We start from the raw sequence: 12,039 nt of genomic DNA, 5'->3' as shown, positions 1-12,039 counted from the left end.
TGGTTTATTAAAAACGTTTTTTAGAAAAAGACAAGGCAAAACTATTGCCAAAATTATCTCGTGTAAACAAAAATAGTATTGCTACAAAAATGATAATTTGAGGTAAAAAAATCTATCCAAAACAAAAAATTGATAGCATAAAAAAGCTCCAAAAGCCACTTGAATTCCTATCATAAGACCCAATCCTAATTGATACGTAACTCTTGCATTGATAGTAAAGGTTTGTATTTCGCCTGCTTTCACAGTAATTTCTTGAGCTTGTTGTGTTTTGCCGTCATTTATTAGCAAACTATATTTTCCCGGCGCAAGCATTACCTCTTTACGGTTATTTTTATAGTGCATTTCACAGTCTAACTCATTTGCAATTTGTACATTGTAGTGATAAGACTTATTGTAAATATCACCATTTTTTGACATTCTGATTATTAGAGTACATGCATTCATAATCAAGTGTTTTTTTTAGTTACAGTTGATACTTTTATCCTTTAATTTGTTTCAAAGAAGTTTTAATACCGCGAATTAAGGACGAACTAAAACCATGCATCTCCATTTCATTCAACCCAGCAATGGTACAGCCTTTAGGCGTGGTAACTCTATCTATTAATTGTTCCGGATGTATTTTTTCTTCTAAAAGCATTTGCGCTGCACCTTTTACAGTTTGTGCCGATATTGCGAGGGCAGTTTGCCAATCAAAACCTATTTCGATTCCGGCTTGCATTGAGGCGCGAATGTAGCGCAGGGCAAAAGCTGTACCGCTAGCTGCTAGAACTGTAGCTGCATCCATTAATTTCTCGTCAATAATAGGAGCTGTACCCAAACTTTCAAATAGAGCAACCACCTCTTGGGCCTGTTCTTTATGGGCTTCGTGAAATGCAATACAAGTAGCCGATGCGCCAAACTGTGCCGCAATATTAGGCATGATACGCACTGCATAGTTATTGGCGCCAATTTTAGATTGTAAGTTCTCAATAGACAATCCACTTACTGCGGATGCAATTATTTTATTGGAGATTTGTGGTAGAATTTCGGCCAAAACGGTATCTACCTGATAGGGTTTGATGGTGAGTATAATTACGTCAGCTTCTTGAATTTCGAGAATATTATTCGTTGTTACCGTTGCTCCTAATTTTTCGAGATAAAGTATACTTGAAATGTTTCGTCGCGTAATGGTAACCTGATGGTGTGTAGCAAATTTAGCCAAACCGAGCGCGATAGAAACGCCTAGGTTTCCTCCGCCAATAATGTGTACTTTCATGCGTTGTAGTTTTTTGCTTTTTCAATTTTGTAGTTGATATAAAATCAATAAAGCTTGTAGTTAGTTTTAGTTTAGTTTGCTCAAAAATAGCTAAAACAGCAACACAAACCACAAAGTCCATAAATGAAAAAGCCAAAAATGAAATCATTTTGAACCAAACTAGTGGCATAAATAGATTTCATTTTGGGCTGAGTGTTCTATTCGAATCTATTTTAAGAGGCTAAAACCCTAAAATCAATCGTGCTATAGAAAAGTAAATTAAAATACCACAAATGTCGTTGCTAGTGGTAATGAAAGGTCCAGTAGCTAAAGCAGGATCTATCCCGAATTTGTCCAGCAACAATGGTATAGCAGTACCAATTAATGATGCAATAATGATTACTGCAATCAAAGCGGTAGTGACAATAATCCCGATAATCATCTCTACATTCAGTAAAAAATGACTTCCTACAAATAAAATACTGGCTAGTATCACACCGTTTAACAAACTTAAAGAAACCTCTTTGATGAGTCGGTTAAAAACGGAACCGCTTAAAGTATTGTTAGCCAAACCTTGTACAATAATTGCCGAAGATTGCACCCCTACATTTCCTGCCATGGCAGCAATAAGTGGTGTAAAAAAGAATAAGTTTCCGTGTTGCAGCATGGCACCTTCAAAAAGCCCCAATACTTTTACAGAAACAAAACCACCTAATAATGCCAGAACCAACCAAGGCAAACGCGCCTTTGTGTGTTCAAATATGCTATCATCGGCTTCTACGTCTTGTGAGATACCGGCTGCTAACTGGTAATCCTCGTCTGCTTCGTCCTTAATTACATCTACAATGTCATCAATGGTAATTCTACCTACTAACCTTCCTAATTCATCCACAACAGGAATAGCTTCTAAATCGTACTTTTGCATGATACGAGCTACCTCAACATCCTCTGTATCTACTTTTACCGAGTTTAATTTTCGGATATAAACATCATTAATAGGTGTTCTTGACGAAGTAGTTAACAAATCCTTAAGTGACAAACGCCCTTTTAAACGATCTTCATCATCTACCACGTAAATCGAATGGACTCTGGAGATATTTTCGGCCTGAATACGCATTTCTTTCACGCACGTAAGTACATTCCAGTTTTCATTGACTTTAACCAACTCCTTGTGCATGATTCCACCAGCGGTGTCCTCGTCATAGCGCAATAAGTCAACAATATCTTTGGCATGCTCCACATCCTGAAGCTCTGAAATTACTTCGGCTTTTAAGTCTTGCGAAAGCTCTGCAATAATATCCGCAGCATCATTGGTTTCTAGTTCATCTAATTCCTCCGCAATTTCCTTTGGCGAAAGCCTGCTTAATATATTTTCACGCAAATCATCTTCTAATTCCAGAAGAATTTCGGCGGTTTTTTCACTGTCTAAAACTTTAAAGATGTAAGTAGCCTCGTTAAAGTCCAGCTCGTCTAGAATTTCGGCAATATCAGCATGGTGCATGTCATTCAATAATACTTCCAGTTGCTGGTCGTTCTTGTTTTGAATGAGTTGCTCTAATTCTTGTATTAGTACTTTGCTGATTTTAAACTCCATCGGCTTCTATTTTTTGAGTAAGGGAAATAAATTGTGCTACATCTAATTGTTCTGGACGAAGGTTGAAAATTTCATCCTCACGTAAAGCATCTGACAAATTTAAGGTCTTTAAACTGTTACGTAACGTTTTTCGCCTTTGCTGAAAAGCGGTTTTAACTACTGTAAAAAATAATTTTTCGCCGCAAGGCAAACTATAATCTTTTTTACGGCGTAACCTTAAAACACCTGATTTTACTTTGGGTGGCGGATTAAAAACATTTTCGTCTACGGTAAACAAATACTCCGCATCATAAAAAGCTTGTACCAGTACCGAGAGAATTCCGTAAGCCTTTGTTCCTTTCTTTTCACAAATACGTTCTGCGACTTCTTTTTGAAACATACCTGCAAACTCGGGTATTTGTTCTTTGTATTCTAATGTTCTAAAAACAATTTGTGTTGAAATATTATACGGGAAGTTCCCAATTATAGCAAACTGCTTCCCTTCAAAAATTTCATTGATGTTGTATTTCAAGAAATCTTTGGAGATAATTCTATCTTTCAATTTTGGATAATTGGCATCCAAATAGGTTACCGATTCGGTATCAATTTCAATAACGTATGTATTTACAGGTTTATCCAATAAATATTTTGTCAAAACTCCCATTCCCGGACCTATTTCTAAGACATCCTCATACCCTTTTAGGTTTAGCGTGTCAGCAATATCCTTAGCTATACTTTCATCTTTTAGAAAGTGTTGTCCTAAGTGTTTTTTGGCGGTTACTTTTTCCATTTTTTTGCTGAACTTATTTCAGTATGTATTTGTTTTGCCACTTAGGCATAAAGTTTATATTGTATTTGCGATCCATTTTTAGCCTGGATACTAGGTGTTTATAAGATTACGCTACTTATTTATAATCTCCAATCAACTCAAGTTCAGTTCTAAAAGCTAGCATTTTATCTCCAAATAATCGAGCGCCCTCTTCACGGAAACCAGGTGCATGTTCTTGATAATACCGCTGCAAGGTCTCCTTACTTTCTGTTTCATATTGTACAGAGTAGGTTACTCCTCCCATTTCTTCTTCAACCAATACGCGAACCAATCGGGCTGATGAAAACAATCCAGTTGACAAGATTTCAGGAATGTGTTTGTGTTGCATCCAGATCATCCATTGATCGTGTACGCTTTCATGTATGTTTGTAGTGACGTTGTATATAATCATAAACTGACCCTGACCCTAAAAAAAGGGAAAACCTACCAGGGATAGTAGGGTTAAAAAAAATTAATATTCTAAAACAACGGTTGCCATCATATAAAGCCTAGTTTTGTAACCATCATTTACTGTATTACAGTGTCTCCTCTTAACATGCGATATTCTTTGCGGGCCGGTACAAAATGGATACTGTCTTGATGGTTAAAAATTATTTTCTCATAAAGCGGTTTAGCAATTTCAGGTTGTTGTAGTTTTTTATTGTTTATTTCGGCCGCATAAAATAAGGCTTCGTCAATGTAAATGCTTTCTTTATGTGTTTCTATTATTTTTTGGTATTGGCTTAAAGCCAAAACAAAATCGGATTTTTTTTCATAAATTTTACCCAATCTCAACAAAGTAACCGCTTCAATTTCATTAGCTTGCTCACCTGTCTTTTTTTGTAACAGTGATTGAAATTGAACAATGGCTTCCTCATCTCTATTTTGATACAAGAGGTAATCTCCTTTTGCAAATTGTTTTAAGGCTGTTTGAGTTGAATCAGCAACCTTATTGTCATTTATCAGCAAGTAATACTCTAAGGCATCATTTGCAATCAACTGTGCATTAGCTGCTTTTAACTCTTTAAATTGTTTCAAGGCCCATTCAAAATCAGTTTTAAAATAGCTCGTTTTGGCTGCTTTTAAACTGGCTTCATGAGCTACAACATCATTTTTTAAATCCAATTCAATTTGAGAATAGTACAATAATGCTTGGTTGAATTTTTCTTCATAAAGTAAGATGTCGGCCAATTCCATTTTTGTTTGTGCTATTTCATATTCATTAAGTTGCATTTCAAGGGCAGACTTAATAATTTTTTTAGCCTCTTCTGGTTTTTTCAAATTGAATGCTGTAAAATGAGCTTGAATAAGTTGCAAAGATAGCGTAAAAGGACTTATTCCAAATTGTTTTAGCAAATCCTCTAGTGCCAGATTGATTGCTGGGTAATCAGTAGCTGTTGCTTTTTCAATTTTCATTCGAATTAAGTACGTATTGGCTTGGACCAATAACTCCTTGTCCTGTGAGTTTTGCAACACAAAATTTAAAATCTCAATAGCGGCATCGGTTTTGTCTTCTTGAATGGCTTGTTGTCCTAGACTTACAATATTAGCAAGCGTTTCGGGATTGCGTTTGTAAATGGCTTTTTCTTGTATAAATGCCTTATCAAATTCTTTTTGCTGTACATAAAACCAACTTAAAAAACGATTCCAGAAAATATCTTGTGTTTTTTGAGTTCTTACTATCAGGGCTTTGCGTAAAATATCATTGAAATTAGCATCACCTTCATCAACCATAAAGCGTACTAATTGGTTTTCAATCCTAATGGAGTTTTCTGGATTTGCATAGGCTTCGTCTAGAAAAGTAGCCACCATGAGTTCCATATTTGCCATTTGACCATAGAGCAATCCTATTTGGTAATTGAAATTATAATTTTCATTTGTTCCAGAGACAGTTTTATAGGCCTTTAATGCATATTCAAGGAGCACTTTACGTTCAAACGCATTGGCAACACCATAAACATCATTTGGATTTTTCTTTATGGATTCCAAAGCTCTTTCGTAGTATGGCGTTGCCTTACTTTCGTTTTTTTGCAACTGATAATTATAGCCAAGTTCCACTAAAATAGTTGACTGCTGGTACTTATCATACCTCAGCTGAAGTGCATTTTGAGCGTTTTCGAACTGCTGCAATTGTTGCAAACAATCTATTGATCTGAGAAAATAGAGCGAATTTTGAGGTGTCTCCTTTAAAAGTTCTTCATAACTGATTTTTGCTTTTTCAAAATCGCCTTTGTCATAATAATACTGTGCTAATTGCTCGTTTTGGGCAAAAGCAAATAGCGAGAATGACAAAGTGATATATAGAAAGAGCTTTTTCATTATCAATATTCGTGTTTAGTTGCAGTCACAGTTTTCAGTCACAGCATTGTCAACTGTGACTGATAACCGCAAACTAATTAATTTATAATATCAAATCCGCAGTAAGGACGCAATACCTCTGGTATTACAATTCCCTCAGGAGTTTGGTAATTTTCTAATATTCCAGCCATAACTCTAGGTAAGGCCAGCGCGCTTCCATTTAAGGTGTGTGCCAATTGGTTTTTTCCGTCTTTGTCCTTGAAACGCAATTTCAAACGATTCGATTGAAAAGTCTCAAAATTAGAAACCGAACTAATCTCTAACCAACGGTCTTGTGCCGTAGAAAAAACTTCAAAATCATACGTCAATGCTGAAGTGAAACCCATATCGCCTCCGCAAAGACGTAATACACGGTACGGTAATTTCAAATCTCTCAAGATATCTTTGACATGTTCTACCATTCCGTCAAGTGCTTCGTAAGACTTATCAGGATGCTCTACACGTACAATTTCGACTTTGTCAAATTGGTGCAAACGATTTAAACCACGTACATGAGCACCGTAAGAACCTGCTTCACGACGAAAACATGGCGTATAAGCCGTAGTCAATACTGGCAATTCATTTTCGTTGAGGATTACATCACGAAACAAATTAGTAACAGGAACCTCAGCCGTTGGAATCAAGTACAAATCATCGGTTTTATCATGGTACATTTGCCCTTCTTTGTCTGGCAATTGACCTGTTCCATAAGCAGATGCTTCATTGACCATGTGCGGAACCTGAACTTCATTGTAACCTGCTGCCGTATTTTTATCTAAGAAATAATTGATCAAGGCACGTTGTAAACGAGCGCCTTTACCTTTATAAACTGGAAATCCTGCTCCAGTGATTTTTACTCCCAATTCAAAATCAATGATGTCGTATTTTTTTACCAAATCCCAATGTGGTTGTGCACCTTCATGCAAAACTGGAACGGCACCTTCTTCAAAAACGTTTAAGTTTTCCTCTGGTGTTTTCCCCTCAGGAACAATATCAGCTGGAAGATTAGGCAGTGTGTATAATTTTTCTAAAAGTTCAGCGGCTAGTGCCTCAGCGGTTTCGGCTAGCGCTTTGCTTTTCTCTTTGTTTAAAACTGTTTTTTCTTTAAGGATTGCGGCTTTTGCTTTCTCACCCGCTTTCATCAATTCGCCAATATCTTTGGATAATTTATTAGATTCAGATAAAATAGTGTCAAGCTCTACCTGCGCAGCGCGACGTTTTTCATCTAGTTGTACCACTTCTTCAACAACACTCTTGGCATCCAAATTTCTTTTGGCCAAAGCATTGATTACTTTTTCTTGATTCTCTCTAATAAATGCAATTTGTAACATAGCTTGATTTTTTTGCGCTAACTTATATGATTATGGAAGCAAATTTAAGGAAATGTTTGGTAAGATTGGGACAAAGTTTTTTAGGAAAATTTATTTCACGAAGATTCAATAAAGAGCCACAAAGATTCTCGAAGTTTTTTATCGAAATCTTTGCGTTGCTCTGTGATATTCTTGGTGTGTCTTTGCGAAATAAATCAACTCTTTTTTAACAGGAAAGGCTATTTCACGAAGATTCGCAAAAGAGCCACAAAGATTCACGAAGTTTTATTCAGAAATCTTTGCGTTACTTTGTGTTTTTCTTTGTGTGTCTTTGCGAAATAAATCAACTCTTTTTTAATAGGAAAGGCTATTTCACGAAGATTCGCATAAGAGCCACGAAGATTCACGAAGTTTTTTATCGAAATCTTTGCGTTGCTCTGTGATATTCTTGGTGTGTCTTTGCGAAATAAATCAACTCTTTTTTAACAGGAAAGGCTATTTCACGAAGATTCGCAAAAGAGCTACAAAGATTTACGAAGTTTTATGCAGAAATCTTTGCGTTACTTTGTGTTTTCTTAGTGTGTCTTTGCGAAATAACTCTACTCTCTTTTAATCTCGTGACCTACAAAAGCTTCAAGAGTTGCAAACATATCATCTATAGAAAGCACCTCAAGATCTGGGTGCGACATTAAAAAAGCAGCATTAAGTTCTACTATATTTTCTTCTATTTCGAAAAAAGTATCGGTGTTGAGTGCGTCTCTAGTGGGATTTACCCCTTCTAATTTTCCTTGTAAAAATTTATTGAGCTTTACACTGCTCATTAAACTCACTTTTTTAGATTGTTGCTGGAATAATTCTAAATGTTTTGGTGCTTCAATCAAGGCCAAACCTTCTTCAATAAGTTCATTTAATTCCTTATTCCATCCGGAGCGGTGAACGAATTGTGCAAAATTGCCATCAACATGTTGCGCTACATAAAAATCCAAATAATAACTCATCAATGCATCTTCATGAATCAAATCGTCATCAATTTTCTCTTCACGCATTAAATTGATCACCGAAATGTTTGAGTTAATAATGTCTTGAGGGTTTTCACTTTGAGCAGCGTTTTCTGAGATGATGATTTTTCCGAATTCCATTTGAGTTGCGTTTTATATTATAGGTTGCAAATTTCGGGTAAAAGATTGAGGAATTGAAATATTTGTTTTATCCAAAGATGAGCACAGATTTATTTATGCTTAAAATTAAATGACATCCGATTCATTATTGTTCTTTTTCTAATTCATTTTAGCTACCAATGCCTTCAAACGTGCTGCTTTTGCTGCTTTTTCTTCTTGCAATTTTGCCTTTTTCCTATTGAGTAATTTGGTGTGCAACGCTTTATTTTTGGTGTTTTTTTCGGGTCCTTTGGGCATGATGTAGCAACTTAATTAGTAATGTTTGTCGTTTGAGACTGTTACCAGAATCACCAACTTAAAAACTTTACAAAGGAAACTATTTTTTGGCATTTTGCTATTTTAATGTCGGATTAAGTTGGCCCGAACTGGAGATTCCTCGTTCATCGAAATAACAAATAGGCTTGAAGCACCTGCTTCCCTAGCCCCAATAGCAGTGAAAATCCTTTTCATTTTTTCTTTAAAAATGGAAAGATTGCAACGGATAGTGGGACATCGCAGATTCAGCAAAGCTAAATAGCTTCAAATAAAATTCTATTGCTTATTTTTGCACCTCCATAAAATGGAATCATGAAATGAGCGTAGTATTAAATGGGTCATTCAGCCCTTCGTGCTATGCGAATTACATGTGACAAATAAAAAAATAATATTAGCAACACATGATACAGAATCCAAAAAGATATACGATTACAGCGGCATTGCCGTATACGAACGGACCGATTCACATTGGCCATTTGGCGGGTGTTTACGTACCGTCAGACATATATTCAAGATATTTAAGATTGCAAGGAAGAGACGTTTTGTTTGTTTGCGGAAGCGATGAACACGGTGTGGCTATCTCTATGAAAGCCAAAAAAGAAGGCATTACGCCTCAGCAAGTAATTGATAAATACGATGGTATTATCCGTAAATCGTTCTCTGATTTTGGAATTTCATTTGATAATTATTCAAGAACTTCGGCTAAAATTCATCATGACACGGCTTCGGAATTTTTCAAAAAACTGTATGAACAAGGCGATTTTATTGAAGAAGTAACCGAACAATTATATGATGCTAAAGCAGATCAGTTTTTAGCAGATCGTTTTGTAATGGGAACTTGCCCAAAATGTGGCAACGAAGAAGCATACGGCGACCAATGCGAAAAATGTGGATCTACGCTGAATGCTACCGATTTGATTAATCCAAAATCAACCATTACGGGAGAAACTCCCATCATGAAATCTACAAAACACTGGTTTTTACCTCTAGACCGTTACGAAGATTTCTTGAAAGAATGGATTCTGGTAGGACATAAAAACGACTGGAAACCGAATGTTTACGGACAAGTAAAGTCATGGATTGACGGCGGTTTAGAGCCTCGTGCCGTAACGCGTGACCTAGATTGGGGAATTGATGTTCCTGTTGAAGGTGCCGAAGGCAAAAAATTATACGTATGGTTTGATGCTCCTATTGGATACATATCGGCTACGAAAGAATGGGCTTTGCGTGAAGGGAAAGATTGGGAACCGTACTGGAAAGATCAAGACACAAAACTGGTTCACTTTATTGGGAAAGACAATATTGTATTTCATTGCGTCATTTTTCCGGCAATGTTAAAAGCGGAAGGAAGTTACATTTTACCTGACAATGTTCCTGCCAATGAATTCTTGAACTTAGAGGGCAATAAATTATCTACATCTAAAAACTGGGCGGTTTGGTTGCACGAATATTTAGAAGAATTCCCAAATCAGCAAGATGTATTGCGTTATGCCTTAACATCAAATGCACCGGAAACGAAGGATAATGATTTTACTTGGAAAGACTTTCAAGCTAGAAACAACAATGAATTAGTGGCAATTTTTGGAAATTTCATCAATCGTGTGGTGGTTTTAACCAATAAATATTACGACGGAATTGTCCCTACTCCTAACGAATTATCTGAGGTAGACGAACAAACTTTGGCTGAATTGAAAGCCTATCCATCAGTAATTTCAAGTTCTATCGAAAGATATAGATTTAGAGAAGCACTTGGTGAAATGATGAATGTAGCAAGACTCGGAAATAAATATTTGGCCGATGAAGAGCCTTGGAAGATGATTAAAACTGATGAAGAACGTACAAAAACTCAAATGTATGTTGCTTTGCAAATTGCTGCAGTTTTGAGTTCGCTTTGTGAGCCGTTCTTGCCTTTTACTTCTGTAAAATTGTCAAGAATGTTGAATATCAACATCAACAATTGGAATTTGGAATTTGAAGATTGGAATTTATTACCCGCTGGTCACCAAATTGGTCAAGCCGAATTACTTTTCTCTAAAATTGAAGACGAAGAAATCCAAAAACAAATCGATAAATTAGAAGCAACCAAAACAGCTAATAAAGCCGAGAATAAAGTAGCTGAACCACAAAAAGAACTTATTCAATTTGAGGATTTTGCCAAAATGGATATCCGCACAGGAACCATTTTAGAGGCTGAAAAAATGCCAAAAGCCAACAAACTTTTGATTTTAAAGGTAGATACTGGAATTGATATTCGAACGATAGTTTCGGGAATTGCCGAAAGTTTTAAACCAGAAGATATCATTGGGAAACGCGTAACTATTTTAGTGAACTTGGCACCAAGAAACTTACGTGGCGTAGAAAGTCAAGGTATGATTTTAATGACTACAAATACCGAAGGAAAACTAGTGTTTGTAAATCCAGACACGGATGGTGTAGGGAATGGCGAGACAATAAATTAAAAAATAACCACAGATTCGCAGATTCATTAATTAAAGCTGCGAATCTGTGGTAATACACAATTAAGAATGAACCTAAAAGTAATTGCCTTCGATGCAGATGACACCTTATTCATCAACGAAACCTATTTTCTAGAAACCGAAGAGAAATTTTGTGCCCTGATGAGTGATTATTTGTCACATCAAGGGCTTTCACAGGAATTATTTAAGGTAGAAATAGCTAATTTAAAATTGTACGGATATGGCATCAAAGGGTACATCCTTTCTATGATTGAGGCTGCAATGAATATTTCGAACAACACGATTCCGATTGAAATAATTGAAAAAATCATTCAGTACGGCAAAGAACTTTTAGAAAAACCTATTGTTTTACTAGATGGTGTTCAAGAAACCCTACAAGCATTACACGGAAAATACAAATTAGTAGTTGCCACCAAAGGTGATTTATTAGACCAGCGTAGAAAATTACACAATTCAGGGTTAGGCCATTATTTTCATCATATTGAAGTGATGTCAGACAAGCAGGAGATTGATTATACAGACTTGATTAAACGATTAGAAATTCAACCCTCTGAATTTTTCATGATAGGCAATTCATTGAAATCCGATGTTCTTCCTGTTTTAGCCATAGGCGGATACGCCGTTCATATCCCATTTCACACCACTTGGGCACATGAAAAAATTGATCACAAAGTAGAGCATGAAAACTTTAAAACCATTGAAAAACTTACCGACATCTTAGAATTCATAGCTTTGTAAGTGTTAAAATATCCATATTTTAAATTAACATCCCTTTGTTTTAGCTTATTGATTCCTTTTTTTGGAGTTAAATAAAAAAACATGCTAAATTTTTAAAGCTAAATTTTTGCTGATTTCTCAATATACCCC

General features: G+C 35.9%; 11 protein-coding genes. 2 read left to right on the top strand and 9 right to left on the bottom strand.

Features of this window, described 5'->3' with window-relative positions; all coding sequences use genetic code 11:
* Nucleotides 1–81: 81 nt before the first annotated feature.
* From FPG59_RS02695 to FPG59_RS16520, 9 genes are all read right to left on the bottom strand, one after another.
* Nucleotides 82–444, bottom strand: a complete 363-nt coding sequence (locus tag FPG59_RS02695) for a hypothetical protein (RefSeq protein ID WP_140344583.1) — start codon at nt 442–444, stop codon at nt 82–84.
* A 34-nt stretch (nt 445–478) separates the two neighbouring features.
* A complete protein-coding gene (gene proC, locus FPG59_RS02690) occupies nt 479–1,255 on the bottom strand; it encodes a pyrroline-5-carboxylate reductase (protein ID WP_086453081.1) in 777 nt (258 codons plus the stop codon).
* Nucleotides 1,256–1,475: 220 nt separating this feature from the next.
* Entirely contained in the window at nt 1,476–2,828 is a 1,353-nt protein-coding gene (mgtE, locus tag FPG59_RS02685) for a magnesium transporter (RefSeq protein WP_086453080.1), read from the bottom strand.
* Entirely contained in the window at nt 2,818–3,597 is a 780-nt protein-coding gene (gene rsmA, locus FPG59_RS02680) for a 16S rRNA (adenine(1518)-N(6)/adenine(1519)-N(6))-dimethyltransferase RsmA (protein ID WP_086453079.1), read from the bottom strand. Before rsmA ends, mgtE begins: the two co-directional genes overlap by 11 nt.
* 115 nt (nt 3,598–3,712) lie before the next feature.
* Entirely contained in the window at nt 3,713–4,027 is a 315-nt protein-coding gene (locus FPG59_RS02675) for a DUF4286 family protein (RefSeq protein WP_086453078.1), read from the bottom strand.
* Between the two features lie 116 nt (nt 4,028–4,143).
* Nucleotides 4,144–5,934 (bottom strand): hypothetical protein, encoded by a 1,791-nt coding sequence (locus tag FPG59_RS02670; protein WP_086453077.1) that lies wholly within the window; start codon nt 5,932–5,934, stop codon nt 4,144–4,146.
* Nucleotides 5,935–6,011: 77 nt separating this feature from the next.
* Nucleotides 6,012–7,283 (bottom strand): serine--tRNA ligase, encoded by a 1,272-nt coding sequence (gene serS / locus FPG59_RS02665; RefSeq protein ID WP_086453076.1) that lies wholly within the window; start codon nt 7,281–7,283, stop codon nt 6,012–6,014.
* A 578-nt stretch (nt 7,284–7,861) separates the two neighbouring features.
* Nucleotides 7,862–8,401 (bottom strand): hypothetical protein, encoded by a 540-nt coding sequence (locus FPG59_RS02660; protein WP_086453075.1) that lies wholly within the window; start codon nt 8,399–8,401, stop codon nt 7,862–7,864.
* A 138-nt stretch (nt 8,402–8,539) separates the two neighbouring features.
* Complete coding sequence (locus FPG59_RS16520; RefSeq protein WP_176330680.1) at nt 8,540–8,677, bottom strand: hypothetical protein; 138 nt, start codon at nt 8,675–8,677, stop codon at nt 8,540–8,542.
* Nucleotides 8,678–9,096: 419 nt separating this feature from the next.
* Here FPG59_RS16520 and metG point away from each other — a divergent pair, with 419 nt between their 5' ends.
* On the top strand, nt 9,097–11,154 hold the full coding sequence (gene metG / locus FPG59_RS02655) for a methionine--tRNA ligase (RefSeq protein WP_086453074.1): 2,058 nt from the start codon (nt 9,097–9,099) through the stop codon (nt 11,152–11,154).
* Between the two features lie 66 nt (nt 11,155–11,220).
* Nucleotides 11,221–11,910 (top strand): HAD family hydrolase, encoded by a 690-nt coding sequence (locus tag FPG59_RS02650; RefSeq protein ID WP_086453073.1) that lies wholly within the window; start codon nt 11,221–11,223, stop codon nt 11,908–11,910.
* The last annotated feature ends 129 nt before the right edge of the window (nt 11,911–12,039 follow it).

The organism is Flavobacterium sp. FPG59 (genome assembly GCF_002150205.1).
Lineage (GTDB): Bacteria > Bacteroidota > Bacteroidia > Flavobacteriales > Flavobacteriaceae > Flavobacterium.
The sequence above is the reverse complement of the archived record's forward strand: the minus strand, read 5'-3'. Positions and strand labels throughout refer to the sequence as shown.